Origin of the sequence: Bacteroides caecimuris, assembly GCF_001688725.2 — a bacterium.
Taxonomy (GTDB): Bacteria; Bacteroidota; Bacteroidia; order Bacteroidales; family Bacteroidaceae; genus Bacteroides; species Bacteroides caecimuris.
In genome coordinates this window covers 4,413,961-4,437,831 of the sequence record NZ_CP015401.2, presented here as the reverse complement: position 1 = coordinate 4,437,831, position 23,871 = coordinate 4,413,961, and the positions used below count along the sequence as shown (strand labels likewise).

Sequence of the window (23,871 nt, the reverse complement as noted above, 5' to 3'; positions counted from 1 at the left end):
CTTTTAACTTTCAGGTGCTCCCCTAATGAGATACTGCTTATTACACAACTTTATATTAATCGTTAAACAACGTTTTTTGATTGCCACTATACAGGCTACGCCCCAAATGCTTATAGGCAAGTTCTGTCACCTCACGTCCGCGGGGAGTACGTTTCATGAATCCTTCTTTGATCAGGAAAGGTTCGTAAACTTCCTCAATGGTTCCCGCATCTTCTCCCAAAGCTGTAGCAATGGTCGTTATACCGACAGGACCGCCTTTAAACTTGTCTATAATGGTACAAAGTATCTTGTTGTCTATCTCATCCAGTCCGTACTTGTCGATATTCAATGCCTCCAGCGCAAACTGGGCAATCTCCGTATCAATAGAGCCAGTGCCTTTCACTTGTGCGAAGTCACGTACCCGGCGGAGCAGAGCATTGGCAATACGGGGCGTCCCGCGACTGCGGGATGCAATCTCCGAGGCTGCACGTACCGAACAAGGCACATCCAGTATGGATGAAGAACGGCGGATGATATTGCTCAAGATATCATCATCATAATACTCCAAATGAAGGTTTATACCAAAACGTGCACGAAGCGGGGCTGTCAGCAGACCGCTACGTGTAGTAGCCCCCACCAGTGTGAAAGGATTCAAATCAATCTGAATGCTACGTGCCGAAGGTCCCTTATCAATCATAATATCAATGCGGTAATCTTCCATGGCAGAGTAAAGATACTCTTCCACTACAGGCGACAGACGATGGATTTCATCTATAAAGAGCACATCATTCGGTTCGAGACTGGTCAGCACACCTGCCAAGTCGCCCGGTTTGTCGAGCACCGGACCGGAGGTTACCTTAAAGCCGACACCCAATTCATTGGCGATAATATTTGAAAGGGTTGTTTTTCCCAAGCCGGGAGGGCCGTGAAGCAGGACATGGTCGAGCGCCTCGCCACGCAGGCGTGCCGCCTTCACAAAAATGCGGAGGTTCTCCACCACCTTATCCTGTCCGCTAAAGTCTTCAAAGCTCAACGGACGGAGTGCATTCTCGAAATCCCGTTCTTTTGAAGTAAGCTGATGTTCGCGTATGTTAAAATCTTCCTGTTCCATTTATTTCTTGAAAAGTAGGAGACAAAGATAGAGATTTACATTCATTTTCAGTATACGAAAGACGAAGAAAAACTCCAATCGGTATCCGGATTTCAAAATAACATAAAGAAAATCAATGAGGGCAACCGCATCTAATTTGATTCAAATCTGTGCGTCTTAAGCTAAACGGTGCGGAAATGAACTAAATGATACAAGTCCCGACTTTCCCATATATTGTGGGAAAGTATTCCCTCATATTATGGGAAAACATTCCCGACTGCTTGGGAAAATATTCCCGACTGCTTGGGAACAAATTCCCGTAATGTGAGGGAATATTTTCCCACAATATGTGGGAAAAAGAGAAGCTGTACTTCTCCGGTAATGGTTGACTAGTTGTTTCTTTATTCTTGTTACAGATTGACTGGCAAGGACACTGTGAAAAATGAAAATCAACAGAGGAGTGCTTGCAGAGGCACGAAAAGCACATATATCATTATCAATCAACGGATTGAATCGAAAACGGCAAATTCGGAGAATGAGGGCAAACGCCTGCCCTCACTCTGCTATCACACTTGCTCTCACAGCGGAAAGCACCATGAATAAAGGGATTGAGAGGGAAATGTGAGGGCATGAGGGCAAAAATGAAAAAAACTTCTATGGGAGGAGAATTGCAAAAGCTGAATTCAAATGGACTGAAACGATATGACGGTAACGTCAGTTCGATATAAGCTTGTACTATTCCCGAAGGAGGGGAAACCATGCGGGCGAAATTATATCGAACTTACGTTATTTTTAGCACAGTTGCCCTAGAAAATAATAAAGAACACAGAGACAAATCAATCTTTTATCTACCTTTGTATCATTCTATTTTAACTGGATTACAATGGTTTTAAATTACATTTGGATAGGATTCTTTGTCGTCGCCTTTATCATCGCCCTTGCAAAAGTGATTTTTGGGGGAGATACGGAGATATTTACGGCTATCATGAACGCTACATTCGATTCTTCAAAAACAGCTTTCGAGATTTCTTTAGGGCTTACGGGAGTGTTGGCTCTTTGGCTAGGTATCATGAAAATCGGAGAGAATAGCGGATTGATTAATGCGCTGGCTCGCTTTCTTAGTCCGGTGCTTTGCCGGCTGTTTCCGGACATTCCTAAAGGGCACCCGGTGTTAGGGTCCATCTTCATGAATATGTCTGCCAATATGCTTGGCCTCGACAATGCAGCCACCCCACTGGGGCTGAAAGCGATGAAAGAGCTGCAAGAACTGAATCCGAAAAAGGACACGGCTTCCAATCCGATGATTATGTTTTTGGTGATTAACACATCCGGCCTTATCATCATTCCGATCAGTATCATGGTATATCGCGCACAAATGGGGGCTGCACAGCCTACAGATGTATTTATCCCTATCCTGCTAAGTACTTTCATTTCCACTTTAGTAGGAGTCATAGCAGTCAGCATCGCTCAAAAGATAAACTTGATCAATAAGCCTATTCTCCTTTTAATGGGCGTTATCTGCCTTTTCTTTTCCGGCTTGATTTATCTGTTCCTAAGCGTTTCGCGAGAGGACATGGGTACTTATTCTACATTGATAGCGAATATTCTGCTGTTCAGTGTCATCATCCTGTTTATCTTGACGGGAGTCAGAAAGAAAATCAATGTATACGATTCGTTTGTAGAAGGAGCCAAAGAGGGATTTACGACAGCTGTACGCATCATCCCTTATCTGGTTGCCTTCCTTGTAGGAATTGCAGTGTTCCGCACTTCGGGAGCAATGGATTTTCTGGTGGGAGGCATCGGCTATATAGTAGGCTTATGCGGAGTCGACACGAGCTTTGTAGGTGCACTGCCTACTGCATTGATGAAATCGCTTAGCGGCAGCGGTGCGAACGGATTGATGATCGATACGATGAAAGAACTGGGACCGGATTCGTTTGTAGGGCGTATGAGTTGTATAGTTCGCGGGGCTTCGGACACCACATTCTACATTCTGGCGGTTTATTTCGGCAGTGTAGGGATCACCAAAACTCGTAATGCGGTAACTTGCGGTCTGATAGCAGACTTCTCGGGTATTATAGCCGCTATCTTAATCAGTTATTTATTTTTCTTTTAAATCATAACATTCAATTATGGCTGTAACTTATCAAACAGAAGGCGTAAAAATGCCTGATATCAAGAAACGCGAGACTACGGAATGGATAAAGGCGGTAGCTGCTTCTTACGGGAAAAGACTTGGTGAAATCGCTTATATCTTCTGCTCGGACGAAAAGATTCTGGAGGTAAACCGTCAGTATCTGCAACACGACTACTACACGGACATTATTACTTTCGATTATTGCGAAGGCGATCGTCTGTCAGGTGACTTATTCATCAGTCTGGATACGATACGCACCAATGCGGAACAGTTTGGCGCCTCATACGAAGACGAACTGCATCGTGTGATTATCCACGGAATTCTTCACTTGTGCGGCATCAATGATAAAGGTCCCGGAGAGCGGGAGATTATGGAAGATGCGGAGAATAAGGCATTGACCATGCGAAAAGCATAAGCAAGCCTCAACAGCAAACAATTTCAATAAACAAACGGTTTATTCAAACATACTATACTGTATAAATACTGTAAATCGAGCAGGAGGAAAACGAAGTAGTTTTCTTCCTACTTTCGTTTTCCGACCTCTCACACCACCGTACGTGCCGTTCGGCATACGGCGGTTCCTATTTTGGGCACCATTTGAGGTAGCAGTCCATTAATCCCACATAACCAGCCCTTCGCAACTTGTCATTGGACATTGCTGAGGTTACAAGTCGGCTGTTTGCCACACGCCAATAACCGAGACGAGTGTTTCCCCATTGATATGCCTGCCAAGCAAGAGCACCACATTTCTTTAGGTTTGACACTCTGGTCTTAACATTCTTCCATGATTTCCAGATACACATGCGTATCCGTCGTCTTAACCATTCATCGGTTTCTGTACAAAGACGTTTTATTTGTGCAAGATGGAAGTAAGCAACCCATCCCATTATGTAATTCTTGAGTTTCTGTTTCCTGATTTCATATCCATACCCATTACTACGACTGGTCAGTTCTTTGAGTTTCGACTTCAGCTTAATCTTGGATTTGGGATGTACAGTCAGGAGACATTGTCCTTTCATCACATAGAAAGAGTAGCCCAGGAACTTAACTCCTCTTATATTAGATACAACCGTCTTTTCACGGTTCACTTTAAGGAAGAGTTTCCCTTCTATGAACCGGGTTATTGATTCCTTCACACGCTGGGCAGCACGCTTGGATTTACAAAATATCACCGCATCGTCTGCATAACGAACGAAAGGAACCCCACGTCTTTCCAGTTCCTTATCAAGTTCATTGAGCAGGATATTGCTCAGCAGAGGACTTAAAGGACCTCCTTGAGGAGTACCTTCTGTACTTATCTCAAACAATCCTCTGTTTATTACACCACTGCGAAGATATTTGTGTATCAGGATTATTACCCTCCCATCCTTTATAGTGCGGCTGAGTATCTCTATCAGCTTGCTATGACTTACCGTATCAAAGAAACGCTCAAGGTCGAGGTCGACTACATATTTATAGCCTTTATCCACTATCTTCTGAGCCTTTCGAAGGGCATCATGGCAGCACCTTTGGGGACGGAAACCGTAACTTGTCTTTGAGAACTGACGCTCGTATATCGGGGTCAGTATTTGGTTTATGGCTTGTTGCACCAATCGGTCTACCACTGTAGGGATTCCTAAAAGGCGTTTCTTGCCATTGTCCTTGGGAATTTCTACCCTGCGTACTGGGTTGGGACGGTAAGTCCCGCACTGCAAAGAACTTATCAGTTCATCCTTATTGGCCTTTAACCATGGCAACAACTCTTCGCATGACATCTTGTCTATACCGCCACTTCCACTGTTCCTGACTACTGCTTTATAGGATTTGTTCAAATTCAATGGACTGAGGATGATTTCCAACAGGTGTTCTTTGTCAAATGGTACTTCCACGATGTTGTCTTCGGTCATCCACATGAAAGTCTGCACTCCCGCATACCATTCGGATGCCGTCCTATCTCTTTGAGGGCAGTCATTAGCTTGGGCTGATGTTTTCTGCATTCGTACTTTCATAAGGTAACTTTCAATTACTATCGTTTAATTTTGGTTCAGTCCTTAACTACTTAAGAAATAATAATGGCTATCGTATTTGACTGATATGAAACCCCGAACGCTTCTTCAGAAGAGGAAGGAAGTAATGTTGCATCCGCGTATCTCCATGAATGGTAAAGTGGACACGGATTGCGTGAGGGAAAAGAAGTACATATCAAGGGGATCGGTTATTATGAGGTGTCGAGAGATGCGGAGAATCCACGCGATGAAGGGTGTGAAGGACGTGAAGGAAATGATATCATGCAACGAATCACGTAAAATGACTGATAGTTTGAAACTTATCTCAATGTGAAGAGAATGAACAACCAATCGAATAAAAATTAAAAGAACCGATTGATTTACGAAGAATTAGTACTATTTTTGCAAATAACAATCAATTGACGGATATGAATTTTGAGACGTTGAGTTTTACAACCTTTTGCGTAGGAAGCCTTGCAGAAGCATTGGAAATGAGCGCAGGGAAAATATATGAATTACTGCGTACTTCCGGAATACTGACAGATTATCTGATTCCGGGATATGATGTACTTCATACATTCAGTAAAGAATACATCGTGGAGGATCTTATCCAATACATGAAAGAGAAAGGGGTATTAGCGTGACACTATATCATGCATCATCATTAGTCATCAAACAACCGGATGTATATCATTCACGAGAACATTTGGATTTTGGAAAAGGATTTTATCTGACTTCTTTGTTTGACCAAGCCCATAAATACGCCATGCGTTTTCTACTCAGAAAACAGAAAGCTTATATTAATGAATACCTGTTGGATGACGAACTATCAGACTTTAAGATTAAAATATTTCAAAGTTATGATGAAGAATGGCTGGACTATGTAGGAAAATGCCGCAAGGGAACACAAGATGGACTTTTCGATTTAGTGGAGGGCGGCATAGCCAATGACAAGGTATTCAATACCATTGACCTCTATTTTTCCGGAGCCATGGGCAAAGATGACGCATTGGGAAGGCTGGCATTTGAGCATCCCAATCATCAATTATGCATCTTGAATCAGGAAATAATAAATCGCCATCTTCATTTTATCAGTGTCAAGGAAATAACAACAGGAGGAACTGACCATGAAAGCCGATAAAATCATACTGCAAATGAAATATGCCCGAATAGTCCGGTTATTTGCCGACTACCTCCATTTACCGTATGAAGACGCACTCGGATTCTTCTATGATTCGGATACCTATCGTCTGATAAGTGAAGGAATAGGTGACATGCACTGCTTGAGCGATGAATATCTAGCTGACGAATTGTTGATGGAATGGAAAGCAAAAAATAATGAATGAAAATCATAAACGCCTATCATAATAAAATCAGGATTCTGCAAAAAGGCACAAAAAAAGAGCGAATCATTCCGCTCCACCTTTAAAGAATCCCCATAAATGGGATTCTTCTTTTTCTCCATCTTTCATTTACTCTTTACCTGAAAACATCTTTTTTCCTAATACCTAATCAAAACAATCTTTTTCCTAAAAACTAATCTTTAAATCTAATACCCTAATTTTATAAACTAATACCTTTCAATTATTACCTTTTTCTAATACCTAAAATATAAGTAGTTTCACAACTACACTGCAAAGGTATAGCTGTTTGCGAAAACAACAAAAGCCATCATACAAAAAATTACATTCAGACTTATTTTCTTGACTTATGTCAAGACGTAGGGTAGATTTTGAGTGCAAACCTCACGTTTATCCCCACAACAGTCCGTCCTTTTAACAAATCTTTCCTTTTTACTTTCTAGTTGCACTCATAATCGAGCAAGCACACAACTAACAAAAAGAAAGCAAAACAGGGTACTTAAAACACAATCTATTACCATTCTATCCCAAAACATGCAATCACAAAAACCAATAAGCACCCTATTTTCGAACAATCTGCATATTTCTAACCCAAAACTACGGCGTTTTTTCAGTCAAGCCGGATTCCTCCCCGGATTTTCAGAAGCAAAAACAGGTTGAAGATACAAGTCTCGCAACTTTTCCGTAACTTTGCAGCGTTTGATAATAAATAAGATAGGAATGGATTTTAAGTACGACGTAATTGTAATTGGTGCCGGACATGCCGGTTGCGAAGCAGCAGCCGCTGCTGCAAATTTAGGTTCCAAGACTTGTCTCATTACGATGGACATGAACAAGATTGGACAGATGAGCTGCAACCCTGCCGTGGGTGGAATCGCCAAAGGACAAATTGTACGTGAAATAGATGCGCTGGGCGGACAGATGGGATTGGTGACAGACGAAACAGCGATCCAGTTCCGAATACTGAATCGCTCGAAAGGTCCCGCCATGTGGAGCCCCCGTGCCCAATGCGACCGCGCAAAGTTTATCTGGTCTTGGCGGGAGAGACTGGAAAATACGCCCAACCTTCATATCTGGCAGGATACCGTATGCGAGCTTCTTGTTGAAGACGGCACAGTGACCGGACTGGTTACCGCATGGGGTGTCACCTTCAAGGCAAAATGTGTTGTCCTCACCGCAGGAACTTTCCTCAACGGACTGATGCACATAGGACGCCACCAGTTGCCGGGCGGAAGAATGGCAGAACCGGCTTCTTACAAATTAACCGAATCCATCGCCCGCCACGGCATCACTTACGGAAGGATGAAAACCGGAACCCCGGTACGAATCGATGCGCGCAGCGTTCATTTCGATCAGATGGAAACGCAGGACGGTGAATGTGACTTTCACAAATTCTCTTTCATGGATACCAGTGTACGCCACTTGAAGCAACTGCAATGCTGGACATGCTATACTAATGAAGAGGTACATCAGATTCTACGTGACGGACTGCCGGATTCTCCCCTATTCAACGGACAAATTCAAAGTATCGGGCCACGTTATTGTCCAAGCATTGAAACGAAGATTGTAACTTTCCCCGACAAGACACAGCATCAATTGTTCCTCGAACCGGAAGGCGAAACTACACAGGAGTTGTATCTCAACGGATTCTCTTCCTCGCTTCCGATGGACATACAAATTGCCGCTTTAAAGAAAATACCGGCTTTCAAGGATATGGTTATCTATCGTCCGGGATATGCGATTGAATATGACTATTTCGACCCGACGCAGTTAAAGCATACGTTGGAATCGAAGATTATCGGGAATTTATTCTTTGCCGGACAGGTAAACGGTACTACCGGATACGAAGAAGCAGGCGGACAAGGATTGATAGCCGGAATCAATGCGCATATCAATTGCCACGGTGGCGAAGCCTTCACACTGGCACGTGATGAAGCATATATCGGCGTATTAATCGACGACCTGGTAACTAAAGGAGTCGACGAGCCTTACCGGATGTTTACTTCACGCGCAGAATATCGTATCTTGCTACGCATGGACGATGCCGATATGCGCCTGACCGAACGAGCCTATAAACTCGGATTGGCAAAGGAAGACCGCTACCAATTAATGAAAGGAAAAAAGGAAGCAGTGGAACAAATTGTTTCTTTCGCACACAGTTATTCGATGAAACCGGCATTAATTAATGATGCCCTCGAGAAGATAGGGACGACTCCCCTACGCCAAGGATGCAAACTGATAGAAATCCTGAATCGCCCGCAAGTGACAATTGAAAATATCTCGAAATATGTGCCGGCATTTCAACGCGAACTGGATAAAGCGACTGAATCCAACCAAAAGCGTAAAGAAGAGATTCTCGAAGCTGCCGAAATTCTAATCAAATATCAAGGATATATCGACAGAGAACGAATGATAGCAGAGAAACTGGCAAGACTGGAAAGCATCAAGATTAAAGGCAAATTTGATTATGCTTCCATCCAATCTTTATCGACCGAAGCCCGGCAAAAGCTGACAAAGATAGATCCGGAAACGATTGCCCAAGCGAGCAGAATCCCGGGAGTATCGCCAAGTGACATCAACGTATTACTGGTGCTTTCCGGACGATAACCGCCAACGTTTCACGTGAAACAAAGCATTTAAATAAACGATATAAACCAATGATTATGAGCAAAGAAACGCTAATTAAAAGCATTCGGGAAATACCAAATTTTCCTATTCCCGGAATCCTGTTCTATGATGTTACCACTTTATTCAAAGACCCATGGTGCCTACAGGAATTATCGAACATCATGTATGAAATGTATAAAGATAAAGGCATCACCAAAGTGGTAGGTATAGAATCAAGAGGCTTCATCATGGGACCTATCCTGGCTACCCGGCTGAATGCAGGTTTCATCCCTATCCGGAAACCCGGCAAACTTCCTGCCGAAACGCTTGAAGAAAGCTATGACAAGGAATACGGGAAAGACACTGTGCAAATTCATAAAGACGCATTGGATGAAAACGACGTAATCCTCCTACACGATGACTTACTGGCAACAGGCGGCACCATGAAAGCAGCCTGCGAACTGGTAAAGAAGCTGAAACCCAAAAAGGTATATGTAAACTTCATCATCGAATTGAAAGACCTGAATGGTAAATCTGTATTCGGAGATGATGTAGAAGTAGAATCCGTATTGTCTTTATAAAGGATTTGATTATATTTGCAAGGCGTAGTTGAACTACGCCTTTTTTATTTTAGATATCCCTCAGCACTAACGATCATGAATGCAGAAATGGAAAGCAGAACCAATGAATATTTAAAAGGAATCGTAGCCAACCTCCCGGAGAAGCCAGGCATCTACCAATACCTGAATACGGAAGGGACGATTATATACGTTGGAAAGGCGAAAAATCTAAAGAAAAGAGTCTACTCCTATTTCAGCAAGGAGCACGAACCGGGAAAGACGCGAGTGCTTGTCAGCAAGATTGCCGATATACGCTATATCGTAGTCAATACGGAAGAAGACGCATTGCTGCTGGAGAATAATCTAATAAAGAAGTATAAGCCACGTTACAATGTCCTGCTGAAGGACGACAAGACATATCCTTCTATCTGTGTACAAAACGAGTATTTCCCCCGGATTTTCCGAACTAGAAAGATTATCAAAAACGGTTCTTCTTATTATGGACCGTATAGTCATACCCCGTCTATGTATGCGGTACTGGATTTGATAAAGCATCTGTATCCTTTACGCACTTGCAATCTGAACCTGAGTCCGGAGAATATACGGGCGGGGAAGTTCAACGTATGTCTGGAATATCACATCAAGAACTGCGCTGGTCCCTGTATCGGGTTGCAATCACACGAAGATTATCTTAAAAACATCGATGAAATCAAAGAAATCCTGAAAGGGAATACGCAAGATATCAGTCGTATACTACTGGAAAAGATGCAGGCGTTGGCAGCCGAGATGAAGTTTGAAGAGGCGCAGAAAGTGAAAGAGAAATATCTTCTGATAGAGAATTACCGTTCGAAATCCGAGGTGGTAAGTTCTGTATTACATAATATCGACGTGTTCGCTATCGAAGAGGACGAGGCTAATTCGGCTTTCGTCAATTATCTGCATATCACAAACGGTGCCATCAATCAGGCTTTCACGTTCGAATATAAAAAGAAGCTGAACGAATCAAAAGAGGAGCTTTTGACGCTTGGTATTATTGAAATGCGGGAACGCTACAAAAGCCAATCCAGAGAGATCATAGTGCCTTTTGAACTCAATTTGGAGTTAAATAATATCGTATTCACCGTTCCACAGCGGGGAGATAAGAAGAAGTTGCTGGAACTATCCATCTTAAACGTGAAGCAATACAAGGCCGACCGGCTGAAGCAGGCGGAAAAACTGAATCCTGAGCAGAGAAGTATGCGCCTGATGAAGGAGATACAACAGGAACTACACTTAGAAAAACCGCCTTTGCAGATTGAATGTTTCGATAACTCAAACATACAGGGGGCGGATGCGGTAGCGGCATGCGTTGTATTCAAAAAGGCGAAACCATCGAAGAAAGATTACCGGAAATACAATATAAAGACGGTTGTAGGGCCTGATGACTACGCTTCCATGAAAGAGGTTGTCAGAAGGCGTTATCAACGCGCTATTGAAGAAAGCTCTCCACTGCCCGACCTTATTATCACTGATGGTGGGAAAGGGCAAATGGAAGTTGTCAGAGAGGTTATTGAAGACGAACTGAACCTTAATATTCCCATTGCAGGATTGGCGAAAGACAATCGCCACCGCACATCAGAACTGCTTTTCGGATTTCCGCCACAGACTATCGGCATCAAGCAGCATAGTCCGTTGTTCCGTCTGCTGACGCAGATTCAGGATGAGGTGCACCGTTTTGCCATCAGTTTCCATCGTGATAAACGCAGCAAACGACAAGTTGCGTCCGCACTGGATAGCATCAAAGGGATCGGAGAAAAGACAAAAACTGCACTTTTGAAAGAGTTTAAGAGCGTAAAACGAATAAAAGAAGCCTCTTTGGAGGAGATTGCCGCTATCATCGGAGAAGCGAAAGCCAAGACCGTAAAAGAGGGATTAAGCAATGAATCATCAAAAAATGAATAAGAAGCCGGCGGAGTGGAGCCAGTTATCTTTCTATCATTTTTAGGCGCAGTTTACACAGATTGCACGGATAACGCGGCTTTTACTAATTTAATCGTGAATTCCGTGCAATCTGTGTAAACTGCGCCTAAATAATAAACCATTAAAGCTTTCGGGAAAACCCTATAATATTTTCCCGCCAATACAACGTTTTCTCTTCCGAATTTTGTAAATTTGCCTTTCCTAACCACGAAATAGAATAAATAACAATGCGAATAGTCATACAACGGGTAAGCCATGCGTCAGTAACCATTGAAGGACACTGCAAATCGTCCATCGGAAAAGGGATGCTGATATTAGTTGGCATCGAAGAATCAGACGGACAGGAAGACATCGACTGGCTCTGCAAAAAGATAGTAAATCTACGTATCTTCGACGATGAAAATGGGGTGATGAACAAGTCTATTTTAGAAGATGGAGGCGAAATTTTAGTTATCAGCCAGTTCACGCTACACGCTTCTACCAGAAAGGGGAATCGCCCTTCCTACATCAAAGCTGCCAAACCGGATGTCTCTATCCCACTCTACGAGCAATTCTGCAAAGATTTAAGCGATGCACTGGGAAAAGAAATAGGCACAGGAACCTTCGGAGCAGACATGAAAGTTGAACTTTTAAACGACGGTCCTGTTACTATATGCATGGATACCAAAAACAAAGAATAGATATTCCATACTAATCACTAAAAAAATGACTCTGGAAGAAGCACAGAAACAAGTGGACCAATGGGTGAAAACATACGGTGTCCGCTACTTCAGCGAGTTGACCAATATGGCAGTCCTGACGGAAGAAGTAGGAGAACTGGCGCGTGTCATGGCCCGCAAATATGGCGATCAATCCTTTAAGGAAGGAGAAAAAGACAACATAGATGAAGAGATAGCAGACGTCTTATGGGTGCTTCTCTGCATCGCCAACCAGACGGGAGTAGACATCACCGATGCCTTCCGGAAAAGCATAGAGAAAAAAACGAAACGAGATAATAAAAGACATATCAACAATCCAAAACTGAAAGATCATGGAAGAGAATAACTCACAGCCCAACAAGTACAAAGCCGCATTGGCAAAGTATAATACCAATCTGAGCGATGCAGATATTCAAGCTCACGTAGCTGAATTGATTGAGAAAAAAGTGCCGGAGAACAACACGGAAGACGTTAAGAAATTCCTGTTCAACTGCATTGATCTAACCACCCTGAACAGTACGGACAGCGACGAAAGCGTGATGCACTTTACTGAAAAAGTCAATCAGTTTGACGACGAATATCCTGATCTGAAAAACGTAGCAGCCATCTGCGTGTACCCCAACTTTGCAGCCATCGTTAAAAACACGCTGGAAGTAGACGGAGTCAATATCGCCTGTGTATCAGGAGGTTTTCCCTCTTCACAAACATTCATTGAAGTGAAAGTGGCAGAAACAGCACTTGCCATTGCAGACGGTGCAGACGAAATAGATATTGTGATTTCCATCGGCAAGTTCCTTAGCGGAGACTACGAAGGAATGTGCGAAGAAATACAAGAACTAAAAGAAGTTTGCAAGGAACGCCACCTCAAAGTAATCCTCGAAACAGGCGCATTAAAGAGTGCTTCCAACATCAAGAAAGCCTCTATCCTATCCATGTATTCGGGCGCAGACTTCATCAAGACGTCTACCGGAAAGCAGCAGCCTGCCGCCACGCCGGAAGCCGCTTATGTGATGTGTGAAGCTATCAAAGAATACTATCAGAAGACAGGAAACAAGATTGGATTCAAACCGGCAGGTGGTATCAACACCGTTAACGATGCGATTATTTACTACACTATTGTAAAAGAAGTATTAGGTGAAGAATGGCTTGACAACCAACTGTTCCGCTTGGGAACCAGCCGTTTAGCCAACCTCCTCCTTTCCGATATCAAAGGTGAGGAAATCAAGTTCTTCTAAAAGTTAAAGGCTATATTAGCAATCAAATACGCCTTACCGCGCGACTCCCGTATCACGGGAATCGACGCGGTTATTTTTCGCGGTCTACCACGTAATCCAAGTAAGCCCGAAGAGCTACACAAATATCAGATTCCGGCAAAGAAGCCAGTAAATCAAAAGCCTTTTGCTTATAGACATTCATCGTCTGAACGGCATATTCAATACCCCCGTTTTCTTTGATAAACGAGATCAAACGGGCAATTTCATCGGGAGTAGCTGTACCCTCCTTTACCTTGATTGCCAATTCTTGCGCCTCATCATTTTTTGTCGTGTTCAATACATACAAAGCGGGCAATGTCAGTTTACCTTCAAGCATATCATTACCTGTCGGTTTGCCAATCTCTCTATTATCAAAGTAATCGAAAATATCATCTTTTATCTGGAAGCAGATACCAATATATTCGCCCAACAAACGAGCCAGTTCGGCTTCTCCCTCCCCTACACCTACCGAAAAAGCGGCAGCTTTCGTACAGGCGGCAAAAAGAGCAGCGGTCTTCTTACGGATTACATCAAAGTAAACCTCCTCAGAAAAGCTATGATTACTTACATTCGAAAGCTGAAGCAACTCACCGTCAGCAAGATCCTGCCCAAGAGTGGACACCAGTTGAATAATGCGGTGGCTGTTCGTCAGTTCGGCATGCACCAGACTGGTTGCCAGCAGATAGTCGCCCGTCAGCACGGCTACTTTATTATTAAAGATAGCATTTACTGAGAGTTGTCCACGGCGTTCGGTACTTTCATCCACGACATCGTCATGTACCAAACTGGCTGTATGAAGGAGTTCCAATGAAACAGCCGCATGAAGAGTGGAAGGACATATAGCCCCATAAAGACGTGCTACCAACAAAACAAGAACAGGACGCATCATCTTGCCATTCCTCTGCCGTATGTGAGATACAACGCTATCGAGCAATGCATTTGAACTGGAAAGAGAACTATCAAAAAGTGCCTTGAAGTCTCTCAGTTCTGCTTCAATCGGAGTTCTGATGAGTGAGATGCTGTCCATTAATTACACAATTTGAGCACAAAAGTAATAATAAAACGCTGAATACCGTATTTTTTTGTACTTTTACCATGAAAAATTAATTAAATCTATGGATTCAAGTAATAAATTATTTCTTTTAGACGCTTATGCACTGATATACCGGGCGTATTATGCCTTTATTAAGAACCCAAGAATCAATTCCAAAGGATTCAACACTTCAGCTATTCTGGGTTTTGTAAACACCCTCGAAGAAGTGCTGAAAAAAGAGAATCCCACTCATATAGGAGTAGCTTTCGATCCTGCAGGACCTACCTTCCGCCACGAAGCTTTCGAACAATATAAAGCGCAGCGTGAAGAAACTCCGGAAGCGATCCGCCTTTCCGTACCTATTATAAAGGATATTATTCGTGCTTACCGCATCCCTATTCTGGAAGTTGCAGGCTACGAAGCCGACGATGTAATAGGCACACTTGCCACCGAAGCCGGTCGTCAGGGTATCACCACCTATATGATGACTCCCGACAAAGATTACGGGCAGTTGGTAAGCGACAAGGTATTTATGTACCGTCCCAAGCACACAGGAGGTTTCGAAGTGATGGGTGTTGAGGAAGTGAAAGCCAAGTTTGACATTCAGTCTCCGGCACAAGTGATTGACATGCTCGGGCTGATGGGCGACTCTTCGGATAATATCCCCGGATGTCCCGGAGTGGGAGAAAAGACAGCCCAAAAACTGATTTCCGAATTCGGAAGCATCGAGAACTTATTAGAACATACCGACCAACTGAAAGGAGCACTGAAAACAAAAGTGGAAACGAACCGGGAAATGATTACTTTCTCGAAATTCCTCGCCACGATTAAAATCGATGTGCCCATTCAACTTGAAATGGATTCTCTTGTCCGCGAAGAAGCAGACGAAGATTCACTCCGCAGTATTTTCGAAGAACTGGAATTTAGGACGCTCATCGACCGGATACTAAAAAAAGAGGTTTCCGGAAATAGAATAACCTCCACTCCCGGAAGCAAAGTCGCCACCGGAAAAAGCGCCCCCTCTCCTCTTCCACTTTTTCCCGAAGAAGGAGGTGGAATACAAGGCGATTTGTTTGCGAATTTCACGCCCAATGATCCGAGTGAAGCAAAAAAATCAAATCTAGAGACGTTAGAATCGCAGCCACGCAACTATCAACTCATTGATACAGAAAAGAAAAGAAGAGAAATTATTCAAAAGTTACTTACATCGGGAATTCTCTCGTTAGATACGGAAACCACCGGGACCGAACCAATGGACGCCGAATTGGTCGGAATGAGTTTTTCCATTGCCGAAAATGAAGCATTTTATGTTCCTGTTCCATCAGATCGGGACGAAGCGTTAAAAATCGTAAAGGAGTTCTGCCCAGTCTTCGAAAATGAGAATTCGTTAAAAGTCGGACAGAATATCAAGTACGATATGATCGTTCTTCAAAATTATGGTGCAGTAGTAAAAGGTCCGCTTTTCGATACGATGATCGCCCACTATGTTCTTCAACCGGAGCTTCGTCATGGCATGGATTATCTGGCAGAAATTTATCTGCATTATCAGACTATCCATATTGACGAACTGATAGGTCCCAAAGGAAAGAATCAAAAGAACATGCGCGACCTCGACCCGAAAGATGTATATCTGTACGCTTGCGAAGATGCGGACGTCACTCTGAAACTGAAAAACGCATTGGAGAAAGAACTGAAAGAGAATGACGCCGAACGTTTATTCTATGATATAGAAATGCCGCTTGTTCCGGTATTGGTCCATATCGAACGGAACGGAGTATTGCTGGATACGGAAGCACTGAAACAATCATCCGCTCATTTCACCGCCCAGATGGAGCAAATCGAAAAAGAGATTTACGAACTGGCTGGTGAGACCTTCAATATCGCTTCACCCAAACAAGTCGGTGAAGTCTTGTTTGACAAGCTGAAGATTATAGAAAAAGCAAAAAAGACCAAGACCGGGCAGTATGTCACCTCGGAAGAAGTACTCGAAAGCCTCCGGCATAAACATCCTGTGGTAGAAAAGATTCTGGAACACCGCGGACTGAAAAAGCTATTGGGCACGTATATCGACGCGCTTCCCCTACTTATCAACCCACGCACAGGAAGGGTGCATACCTCTTTCAACCAGACTGTAACCGCTACGGGACGCCTTAGTTCAAGTAACCCGAACTTACAGAATATCCCTATCCGCGACGAGAATGGAAAAGAAATCCGTAAAGCATTCATCCCCGATGAAGGCTGCCTCTTCTTCTCTGCCGACTATTCGCAGATCGAATTGCGTATTATGGCGCACCTTAGCGAGGATAAGAATATGATCGACGCTTTCCTTAGCAATCACGATATTCATGCTGCCACCGCTGCCAAAATATATAAAATTGATCTGAAAGATGTAAGTTCCGACATGCGCCGTAAAGCCAAGACTGCCAATTTCGGTATCATCTATGGCATATCCGTATTTGGTCTTGCCGAACGAATGAATGTAGACCGCAAAGAAGCCAAAGAATTGATCGACGGTTACTTTGAAACTTATCCGGGAGTGAAAGCCTATATGGACAAAAGTATTCAGGTGGCCCAGGAAAAAGGTTATGTAGAAACAATTTTCCACCGGAAACGCTTCTTGCCGGACATCAACTCCCGCAATGCCGTTGTACGCGGATATGCGGAACGAAATGCCATCAACGCCCCTATCCAGGGAAGTGCGGCAGATATTATAAAAGTAGCAATGGCACGTATCTATCAACGGTTCCAGACCGAAGGAATACAAGCCAAAATGATCCTGCAAGTGCATGACGAATTAAATTTCAGCGTTCCTGTCAATGAAAAAGAGCGTGTAGAAGAAATTGTCATCGAAGAAATGGAGAAAGCATACCGCATGCACGTCCCCTTGAGAGCAGATTGCGGATGGGGCATAAACTGGCTTGAAGCACATTAAACCATCAAGTGAATAAAGGCCACTTCAATAAGGAATTGCTATCTTTTAGATACTAATTGCGCATGGAGCCCCTATCTTATCCAGGGTTTCTGCTTACAAAATAGAAGCAAGTATAGGTAATAACATTATTTAACTCATTATCCAGAAAGCTAGAAAAAGGAATCCTTTTTCGACGAAGTGATTCATTCTATATCCGGCAGATTGACTGCCGGATATTTTTTTGTCACCAATCTTGGCAAAAAGCAACCCATTCCCCACCCCACATCTTGACATTTTGATAATCTTTTATCTTCTAGAATGCATAAATACCAAATTAATATGTAGATTTGCAACGAAAAACCGATGCGTTTGATAGACAAATGAAAGTATAACTCAAAAATTTAAATAGCCATGAAAGCAAAAAAATCTTTAAAAATGTTCGTTTTAACTGCTGCTCTTCTTGTTGTATCGCTTGCTACTTCTGCACGTAGCTACGACAATCAATTGATTTATAATCCAATCGAAGAGAATGGCATGACAGTAGGACAAACCGTTTACAAAATGGACGGAAACATACTTGCCAACTACATGAAGTACAACTATAAGTACGATGACAATAAACGTATGATTGAAAGCGAAGCCTTAAAGTGGAACAGCAGCAAGGACGAATGGGAAAAAGACCTACGCATCAACTATACGTATGAAGGCAAGACCGTTACTACCAATTATTATAAATGGAACGCTAAAAAACAAGCCTACGTACTAGTACCCGAAATGACCGTTACAATGGATAATACAAATATGTAATATAAACTCTCTCTCATTCTAATATTCTAACAAAAAAAGATACGCCGCTTCTGCTGAAGAAGTGGCGTATTGCAATTTATAAGGTCTACATTACAAAACAAAGAAACGCTCTTGCAGTTCTTTCAGATAGCTTCGAGAAATCACCAGATCGTTTTTATCGTGAAAAGGCGGATAAAGCTGACAACACTTACCATCAATCATTGCCAAATAATCGATATTTACAATAGCCGATTGGCTAATCTGTACAAAAGCTTGTGAATAACTAATAATATCTTCTGCTTTTGTATTCCGCTTCAAACTCAGGCGAGTCTGATTAAACAAGACTACCTGCCATTGACGTTTGTCTTTCAGATACTCAAAAAAGCCGATTTCTTCCAGACGTAAAAGCTTGAACCCCGTCACTGTGTTAATCATAAACATGACTTGTTGTGGCATTGATGCACTGATAGAAGAAGCAAAAGAGGGCAAAAGAGGAAGCGAAGCAGAGGACATTGCCTTCCGGTAACGCTCCATAATCACTTTCAGGTCTTCCGCTTCAAAAGGCTTCAACAGGAAGTCAAAAGCCGACTCACGCAATGCCTGAAGCAAGTATTTATCATAAGAGGTATAAAACACCACCTTCATATCCCACAAAATATCCTCTCTAATTTCACTTAGCAGGTTAAGCCCCAATGTATCCGGAAGCTCCACATCGAGAAACAATAAATCCGGGTGCAACTCCATAATCATCTTTTTACCCTTTGCACCATTCCCTGCAGTTCCTTTTACTTCAAATTCACGATAGGGCTCCAACTCGCGGCGCAAAACATCAATCGCTGCACGTTCATCGTCAACAATGACTACCTTATACTTTTCTTCTGTCTCCATCATAAATCATAAGAAAAACGAAACGGGATATATACCGACACTTGCGTGCCGGTTTGTCCATCGCTTCTGTTGGTTATATCAAAATGTATTGTGTCATTTTTATTCTTTGTATTCAGTAATTGGATGGTCTGATAAAGCACTTTCAGCCCTGTGCCAGTCCCCCGTGTGGCGGAAGCCATTTGCGGAAGATATCCGCGTCCGTTGTCAGTAATCGTCATACGAATCCCATTTGTTTCACGGGAAACATATACACTTAGTTCCTTTTTTCCGTCCTTTCCCGCCAGTCCATGCTTAATCGCATTTTCTACCGGGATTTGTACAATCATAGAAGGAATCATGATGCGGGTCGCATCCAATCCGTCCTCCACTGTGACTGTCGCAACAAAATCTTCCCCCACACGCCCGCGCTCCAATTCGATGTATGTACGCACGAAATCCAGTTCATCTTGCAAGGATACACTCAACTTCTCGGTCAGTTCGAGGCTCCGACGAAGATACTTCACCAACTCCATCAGATTATGTTTTACCTCTTCCGAGCCGTTAAACTGGTTGATTTCACGTCCCAATACATTAAAAGTGAAATGAGGGGAAATACGGCTCCGCAAGTTCTCCATGCGAACCCGGTTGATTTGCTGGAAGAAACGTTGACGAAGAAACTCCCTCTTTTTACGCATATACCAGACAAGCACCACTACTCCCGCCACAAGCAGCACGCAGATAAGCCCCCCGATAAATACACTCAATTTGAGCACCCTCATCTCTCCTGCCTGTCGCTGAATCTGCATTTCTTTACGAAGCACGATTGTATCTTGCCGATAGCGCATATCCAATTCGGCAACACGCATTTGTACTCGTTCGCTACGAATGGAATCATCCAGATGACGATCGCGTTTCAGATACTCATAGGCATGGCGGTAATCACCAATCTGTTCAAAATAATGTTGTAGATACTGATTGCGTATAGTCAGCATATTAGCATCAAGATGCCCGACAGGAGCAGTTCGGGCGATCATTGTTTCCGCTTGAACTATATTTCCTTTCTTCAATGCCAGTTCAATCATCTGGGTTTCGATGTAATGTACAGCCGAGTTATGCTGTATACCGGAGAAGAACCGATAACTCTCGTCCAGACAGGCTTGTGCAGAGTCCAGTTTGTCAGTCAGCAGATACAGTTCTCCCAGGTTTACTTTGATAAAATTCTGTTCAAACACCATCTGCGGATAAGAAGAGACGAGCACATTGGCCCTGCGCATATACTTCAAGGCTTCCTGATAGTCTTTCCGGTAATAATAATGATTACCACGATTATTGAGATAAGTCCATCGTTCGCCCACGTTCATTTCATTGAAATACTGCCCGGCCAATTCATAGTAATGATTGGATAAATCGAAATCCCGCAATTCCATGTAGGTTTGCCCTAATCCATAGTAGACAGGGAATTTCGCATGCTCGGACAAGTTTAGCGAATCACAGAGAAACAGGGCATGACGATAATACGAAGCAGTGTGTGCCAAGTCACTGCAATGCAGGTAGGCATCAGCAATATTGATACAAATATCCGGGAGCAGGTGCAGTTTCTTTCCTTTGAGGCGATATTCGTAGGCTTTCTTATAGTCGGTAATTGCAGAATCAGGGCGGTTCAGTTGCATCCACACGTTGCCTTCGACATTATAAACATCGGATAATACATCATTCCATTGTGGAGATTGGAGAGATTCAGGAGATTGGGAAGCATTGCGGGAAAATTCCTTTACCCGGCGGTTGTAATAGAGTATAGAATCAAAATCGGAAGAGACAAAGAATGTTTTCCCATAAAGGGCAAGCAGACGATAATAGACCTGGGAATCTTTCACCTGTGTCAGTGCGTCGAGCACCTGTGAGCGGGAATAATGCACATTGGCAAACAAAGAATCCTGCACACGAACTGCTAGAGAATCAACCAACACCTGTTCGCACGAAGAGTTATTGCGGTGTCTATCAGCATATCCGCAACTCAACAACATCAACAACCCCAACAGTCCAAATAGTTTCATAGCAGCCTTCCGATTCATCAGTCCCCTTATTCATGTTATGTTTTGAATGTGACAAAAATACATTATTTATCCTGAATCCCAGCGAATTTTATTATTTTTTTTAATACCTTTGTGGCCATATAAATATGAGTAACTGACCTAATGAGTCCACTGAACTTCACCCACATTTTGACACAGGCAGTCGATGAGCTATCGGAAAGCGAATCTTATAAAGGACTGTTTCATCAGCACAAAGATGGCGAACCACTGCCCTCTGCTAAAGTCTTGTATGAGATTATTGAGCTTTCACGTTCCATTCTCTTCCCCGGATATTACGGAAATTCTACTATTAACAGCCGGACAATTAATTATCACATCGGCGTCAACATTGAAAAATTGTTTGACTTACTTTGTGAGCAAATCCTGGCCGGATTGTGTTTTAGCACTTCCATAGAGGGGAAATGCAACGTCTGCTCCGACTCGAAACGGGAAGAGGCAGCACGTCTTGCTGCTAAATTTATCAGTAAGCTACCTGCCATGAGAAGAATACTGGCAACTGATGTGGAAGCCGCCTATAACGGCGACCCGGCTGCCGTAAGTTATGGGGAGGTAATTTTCTGCTATCCGGCCATTAAAGCGATCAGCAATTACCGTATTGCACATGAATTGTTGGAATTGGGTGTTCCTTTGATTCCCCGCATCATCACGGAGATGGCGCATAGCGAAACGGGAATTGATATCCATCCGGCCGCAAAGATTGGCACTCACTTCACTATCGACCACGGTACGGGTGTCGTTATCGGTGCCACGAGTATTATCGGAAATAACGTCAAGCTATATCAGGGCGTCACTTTGGGAGCCAAGAGTTTCCCGCTGGATGCCGACGGAAAACCAATCAAGGGAATCCCCCGCCATCCGATCCTGGAAGACAATGTGATTGTTTATTCCAACGCCACTATTTTGGGAAGAATCACCATCGGACGTGACGCAACCGTAGGCGGTAATATCTGGGTAACGGAGAATGTTCCTGCAGGAGCAAGAATCGTACAAACTAAAGCAAAAAAATAAAATCAAAAAAATCTATATGAGCGAACAATTCGAGATGATAGCCAAGACTTTCCAGGGACTGGAAGAGATACTTGCAGAAGAACTGACAGCATTAGGGGCCAACGACATTCAAATAGGACGCCGCATGGTTTCATTCACAGGAGATAAACGTATGATGTATAAGGCGAATTTTTGCCTTCGCACCGCCATCCGTATCCTGAAGCCAATTAAAAACTTTACAGCCAAAGATGCCGATGAGGTTTATAATCAAATACAGGCTATTCCATGGGAAGAATATCTCGATGTGAACAAGACGTTCGCTATCGATGCAGTAGTATTCAGCGATGAGTTCCGCCATTCGAAATTTGTTTCGTATAAGGTGAAAGATGCGATTGTGGATTATTTCCGTGATAAAACAGGGAAACGTCCGTCGGTACGTATCAACAATCCGGATGTACTCCTGAATATTCATATTGCACAGACTACCTGTACGTTGTCTTTGGACTCGTCCGGAGAATCACTTCACCGTCGCGGTTATCGCCAGGAAGCAGTAGAAGCCCCGTTAAATGAGGTATTGGCTGCCGGCATGATTCTAATGACCGGATGGCGTGGAGAATGTGATTTGATCGACCCGATGTGTGGTTCGGGTACAATCCCTGTTGAAGCGGCACTGATTGCTAAGAATATCGCTCCGGGAGTATTCCGTAAAGGGTTTGCTTTTGAGAAATGGGTAGATTTCGATGCGGATATGTTCGATGAGATTTACAATGATGACAGTCAGGAGCGCGAATTTGCTCATAAGATTTACGGATACGATAACAATCCGAAAGCTAATGAGATTGCGACTCGCAATATAAAAGCTGCCGGTGTATCGAAAGACATCGTGTTGAAGCTGCAACCGTTCCAGCAGTTTGAACAGCCGCAGGAGAAGTCGATCATCATCACTAACCCGCCATACGGTGAACGTATTTCCACTAATGATTTGCTTGGACTTTATCAAATGATCGGTGAACGTCTGAAACATGCGTTTGTAGGAAACGAGGCATGGGTGCTTTCTTATCGGGAAGAGTGTTTCGACCAGATTGGTCTGAAAGCAAGTCAGAAAGTTCCTTTGTTCAATGGACCGTTGGAGTGTGAGTTCCGCAAATATGAGATTTTTGACGGAAAATACAAAGAGTTCAAGAGCCAGGAGGAAGGGGAAGAAAAGAAAGAGGCTGAAGGAGAACAGGCTCCAAGATTCAGAGAAAGAAAAGAATTTAAGCCACGCCGCGAAGGTGAGTTCAAACCGCGTCGGGATGGTGAATCCAGACCTCGCAGAGAGGGAGAATACAAGCCGCGCAGAGAAGGCGGTGAGTTCAAAGGTGGTGACAGAGATAGAAAGCCACGAGGAGAATTCCGCGGGGGAAGAGATTCAAGGCCCCCGAGAGAGTTTAGGGGGAACCGGGAGCCGAGGATTCCGAAGAAGGAAGAGGAATAAACAATTCTAATTCCAACAACTTATTCACCCTGTAATTCGCTAGTTAATAATTAATTAAAAACTTGAAGTTCCAAATTGGAACTTCAAG

Annotated in this window: 22 protein-coding genes; 17 read left to right on the top strand and 5 right to left on the bottom strand. The window is 43.3% G+C overall.

From position 1 onward, the window contains the following. Positions 1 to 55: 55 nt before the first annotated feature. Positions 56 to 1,090 (bottom strand): Holliday junction branch migration DNA helicase RuvB, encoded by a 1,035-nt coding sequence (ruvB, locus tag A4V03_RS19135; RefSeq protein WP_024987441.1) that lies wholly within the window; start codon positions 1,088 to 1,090, stop codon positions 56 to 58. A 421-nt stretch (positions 1,091 to 1,511) separates the two neighbouring features. Here ruvB and A4V03_RS20920 point away from each other — a divergent pair, with 421 nt between their 5' ends. The 3 genes from A4V03_RS20920 to ybeY all read left to right on the top strand — a co-directional run bounded on the left by A4V03_RS20920 (position 1,512) and on the right by ybeY (position 3,621). Beyond that, a complete protein-coding gene (locus A4V03_RS20920; RefSeq protein WP_120467421.1) occupies positions 1,512 to 1,694 on the top strand; it encodes a hypothetical protein in 183 nt (60 codons plus the stop codon). Between the two features lie 258 nt (positions 1,695 to 1,952). Next, positions 1,953 to 3,185 (top strand): nucleoside recognition domain-containing protein, encoded by a 1,233-nt coding sequence (locus A4V03_RS19130; protein ID WP_065539984.1) that lies wholly within the window; start codon positions 1,953 to 1,955, stop codon positions 3,183 to 3,185. 16 nt (positions 3,186 to 3,201) lie between these two features. Beyond that, positions 3,202 to 3,621 (top strand): rRNA maturation RNase YbeY, encoded by a 420-nt coding sequence (gene ybeY / locus A4V03_RS19125; RefSeq protein WP_065539983.1) that lies wholly within the window; start codon positions 3,202 to 3,204, stop codon positions 3,619 to 3,621. A 166-nt stretch (positions 3,622 to 3,787) separates the two neighbouring features. On the opposite strand, the gene ltrA is transcribed toward ybeY, so the two are convergent. Then, entirely contained in the window at positions 3,788 to 5,194 is a 1,407-nt protein-coding gene (ltrA, locus tag A4V03_RS19120; protein ID WP_065539982.1) for a group II intron reverse transcriptase/maturase, read from the bottom strand. Between the two features lie 168 nt (positions 5,195 to 5,362). Between ltrA and A4V03_RS21470 the strand changes: the two genes are divergently transcribed. The 10 genes from A4V03_RS21470 (at position 5,363) to deoC (ending at position 13,611) form a co-directional block, all read left to right on the top strand. Beyond that, positions 5,363 to 5,491 (top strand): hypothetical protein, encoded by a 129-nt coding sequence (locus A4V03_RS21470; protein WP_257469856.1) that lies wholly within the window; start codon positions 5,363 to 5,365, stop codon positions 5,489 to 5,491. A gap of 128 nt (positions 5,492 to 5,619) precedes the next feature. Continuing rightward, positions 5,620 to 5,835 carry a DUF3791 domain-containing protein gene (locus tag A4V03_RS19110; RefSeq protein WP_065539980.1) on the top strand — a complete coding sequence of 72 codons (216 nt, stop codon included), beginning with the start codon at positions 5,620 to 5,622 and terminating at the stop codon, positions 5,833 to 5,835. Then, positions 5,832 to 6,332: a DUF3990 domain-containing protein gene (locus A4V03_RS19105; RefSeq protein ID WP_065539979.1), complete on the top strand. Its 501-nt coding sequence runs from the start codon at positions 5,832 to 5,834 to the stop codon at positions 6,330 to 6,332. The genes A4V03_RS19110 and A4V03_RS19105 overlap by 4 nt, the downstream gene beginning before the upstream one ends. Before the next feature lie 13 nt (positions 6,333 to 6,345). Continuing rightward, positions 6,346 to 6,537, top strand: a complete 192-nt coding sequence (locus A4V03_RS19100) for a DUF3791 domain-containing protein (protein WP_236588599.1) — start codon at positions 6,346 to 6,348, stop codon at positions 6,535 to 6,537. A gap of 735 nt (positions 6,538 to 7,272) precedes the next feature. After that, positions 7,273 to 9,159: a tRNA uridine-5-carboxymethylaminomethyl(34) synthesis enzyme MnmG gene (gene mnmG / locus A4V03_RS19095; RefSeq protein ID WP_065539977.1), complete on the top strand. Its 1,887-nt coding sequence runs from the start codon at positions 7,273 to 7,275 to the stop codon at positions 9,157 to 9,159. A gap of 50 nt (positions 9,160 to 9,209) precedes the next feature. Next, entirely contained in the window at positions 9,210 to 9,740 is a 531-nt protein-coding gene (locus A4V03_RS19090; RefSeq protein ID WP_089280774.1) for an adenine phosphoribosyltransferase, read from the top strand. A 75-nt stretch (positions 9,741 to 9,815) separates the two neighbouring features. After that, the gene (uvrC, locus tag A4V03_RS19085) at positions 9,816 to 11,660 is read left to right on the top strand and encodes an excinuclease ABC subunit UvrC (RefSeq protein WP_065539975.1); all 1,845 of its coding nucleotides are present in this window, start codon (positions 9,816 to 9,818) and stop codon (positions 11,658 to 11,660) included. Positions 11,661 to 11,905: 245 nt separating this feature from the next. Next, entirely contained in the window at positions 11,906 to 12,358 is a 453-nt protein-coding gene (gene dtd, locus A4V03_RS19075) for a D-aminoacyl-tRNA deacylase (RefSeq protein WP_065539973.1), read from the top strand. Positions 12,359 to 12,383: 25 nt separating this feature from the next. Further along, a complete protein-coding gene (locus A4V03_RS19070) occupies positions 12,384 to 12,722 on the top strand; it encodes a nucleotide pyrophosphohydrolase (RefSeq protein ID WP_065539972.1) in 339 nt (112 codons plus the stop codon). Next, positions 12,709 to 13,611, top strand: a complete 903-nt coding sequence (gene deoC, locus A4V03_RS19065; RefSeq protein WP_065539971.1) for a deoxyribose-phosphate aldolase — start codon at positions 12,709 to 12,711, stop codon at positions 13,609 to 13,611. Before A4V03_RS19070 ends, deoC begins: the two co-directional genes overlap by 14 nt. A 70-nt stretch (positions 13,612 to 13,681) precedes the next feature. Here deoC and A4V03_RS19060 read toward each other — a convergent pair whose 3' ends face one another. Then, complete coding sequence (locus tag A4V03_RS19060) at positions 13,682 to 14,656, bottom strand: polyprenyl synthetase family protein (RefSeq protein ID WP_065539970.1); 975 nt, start codon at positions 14,654 to 14,656, stop codon at positions 13,682 to 13,684. Between the two features lie 88 nt (positions 14,657 to 14,744). Between A4V03_RS19060 and polA the strand changes: the two genes are divergently transcribed. Both polA and A4V03_RS19045 read left to right on the top strand, forming a co-directional pair. Then, complete coding sequence (gene polA / locus A4V03_RS19055; RefSeq protein ID WP_065539969.1) at positions 14,745 to 17,594, top strand: DNA polymerase I; 2,850 nt, start codon at positions 14,745 to 14,747, stop codon at positions 17,592 to 17,594. A gap of 390 nt (positions 17,595 to 17,984) precedes the next feature. Further along, positions 17,985 to 18,380 carry a DUF3836 domain-containing protein gene (locus A4V03_RS19045; RefSeq protein WP_065539967.1) on the top strand — a complete coding sequence of 132 codons (396 nt, stop codon included), beginning with the start codon at positions 17,985 to 17,987 and terminating at the stop codon, positions 18,378 to 18,380. Between the two features lie 90 nt (positions 18,381 to 18,470). On the opposite strand, the gene A4V03_RS19040 is transcribed toward A4V03_RS19045, so the two are convergent. Then, positions 18,471 to 19,250, bottom strand: a complete 780-nt coding sequence (locus A4V03_RS19040) for a LytR/AlgR family response regulator transcription factor (protein WP_065539966.1) — start codon at positions 19,248 to 19,250, stop codon at positions 18,471 to 18,473. After that, positions 19,247 to 21,298, bottom strand: coding sequence for a tetratricopeptide repeat-containing sensor histidine kinase (locus A4V03_RS19035; protein WP_065539965.1), 2,052 nt, complete (start codon positions 21,296 to 21,298; stop codon positions 19,247 to 19,249). Before A4V03_RS19035 ends, A4V03_RS19040 begins: the two co-directional genes overlap by 4 nt. A 123-nt stretch (positions 21,299 to 21,421) precedes the next feature. Between A4V03_RS19035 and A4V03_RS19030 the strand changes: the two genes are divergently transcribed. Continuing rightward, positions 21,422 to 22,327: a serine O-acetyltransferase gene (locus A4V03_RS19030; protein WP_065539964.1), complete on the top strand. Its 906-nt coding sequence runs from the start codon at positions 21,422 to 21,424 to the stop codon at positions 22,325 to 22,327. Between the two features lie 16 nt (positions 22,328 to 22,343). Beyond that, positions 22,344 to 23,783, top strand: coding sequence for a THUMP domain-containing class I SAM-dependent RNA methyltransferase (locus tag A4V03_RS19025; protein WP_065540510.1), 1,440 nt, complete (start codon positions 22,344 to 22,346; stop codon positions 23,781 to 23,783). Positions 23,784 to 23,871 lie beyond the last annotated feature (88 nt).

What these genes read in the sequence shown, in the direction of transcription:
- ruvB (WP_024987441.1), bottom strand. Translation starts at nt 1,090, where the DNA reads ATGGAACAGGAAGATTTTAACATACGCGAACATCAGCTTACTTCAAAA.
- A4V03_RS20920 (WP_120467421.1), top strand. Translation starts at nt 1,512, where the DNA reads ATGAAAATCAACAGAGGAGTGCTTGCAGAGGCACGAAAAGCACATATA.
- A4V03_RS19130 (WP_065539984.1), top strand. Translation starts at nt 1,953, where the DNA reads ATGGTTTTAAATTACATTTGGATAGGATTCTTTGTCGTCGCCTTTATC.
- ybeY (WP_065539983.1), top strand. Translation starts at nt 3,202, where the DNA reads ATGGCTGTAACTTATCAAACAGAAGGCGTAAAAATGCCTGATATCAAG.
- ltrA (WP_065539982.1), bottom strand. Translation starts at nt 5,194, where the DNA reads ATGAAAGTACGAATGCAGAAAACATCAGCCCAAGCTAATGACTGCCCT.
- A4V03_RS19110 (WP_065539980.1), top strand. Translation starts at nt 5,620, where the DNA reads ATGAATTTTGAGACGTTGAGTTTTACAACCTTTTGCGTAGGAAGCCTT.
- A4V03_RS19100 (WP_236588599.1), top strand. Translation starts at nt 6,346, where the DNA reads ATGAAATATGCCCGAATAGTCCGGTTATTTGCCGACTACCTCCATTTA.
- mnmG (WP_065539977.1), top strand. Translation starts at nt 7,273, where the DNA reads ATGGATTTTAAGTACGACGTAATTGTAATTGGTGCCGGACATGCCGGT.
- A4V03_RS19090 (WP_089280774.1), top strand. Translation starts at nt 9,210, where the DNA reads ATGATTATGAGCAAAGAAACGCTAATTAAAAGCATTCGGGAAATACCA.
- uvrC (WP_065539975.1), top strand. Translation starts at nt 9,816, where the DNA reads ATGAATGCAGAAATGGAAAGCAGAACCAATGAATATTTAAAAGGAATC.
- dtd (WP_065539973.1), top strand. Translation starts at nt 11,906, where the DNA reads ATGCGAATAGTCATACAACGGGTAAGCCATGCGTCAGTAACCATTGAA.
- A4V03_RS19070 (WP_065539972.1), top strand. Translation starts at nt 12,384, where the DNA reads ATGACTCTGGAAGAAGCACAGAAACAAGTGGACCAATGGGTGAAAACA.
- deoC (WP_065539971.1), top strand. Translation starts at nt 12,709, where the DNA reads ATGGAAGAGAATAACTCACAGCCCAACAAGTACAAAGCCGCATTGGCA.
- A4V03_RS19060 (WP_065539970.1), bottom strand. Translation starts at nt 14,656, where the DNA reads ATGGACAGCATCTCACTCATCAGAACTCCGATTGAAGCAGAACTGAGA.
- polA (WP_065539969.1), top strand. Translation starts at nt 14,745, where the DNA reads ATGGATTCAAGTAATAAATTATTTCTTTTAGACGCTTATGCACTGATA.
- A4V03_RS19045 (WP_065539967.1), top strand. Translation starts at nt 17,985, where the DNA reads ATGAAAGCAAAAAAATCTTTAAAAATGTTCGTTTTAACTGCTGCTCTT.
- A4V03_RS19040 (WP_065539966.1), bottom strand. Translation starts at nt 19,250, where the DNA reads ATGATGGAGACAGAAGAAAAGTATAAGGTAGTCATTGTTGACGATGAA.
- A4V03_RS19035 (WP_065539965.1), bottom strand. Translation starts at nt 21,298, where the DNA reads ATGAATCGGAAGGCTGCTATGAAACTATTTGGACTGTTGGGGTTGTTG.
- A4V03_RS19030 (WP_065539964.1), top strand. Translation starts at nt 21,422, where the DNA reads ATGAGTCCACTGAACTTCACCCACATTTTGACACAGGCAGTCGATGAG.
- A4V03_RS19025 (WP_065540510.1), top strand. Translation starts at nt 22,344, where the DNA reads ATGAGCGAACAATTCGAGATGATAGCCAAGACTTTCCAGGGACTGGAA.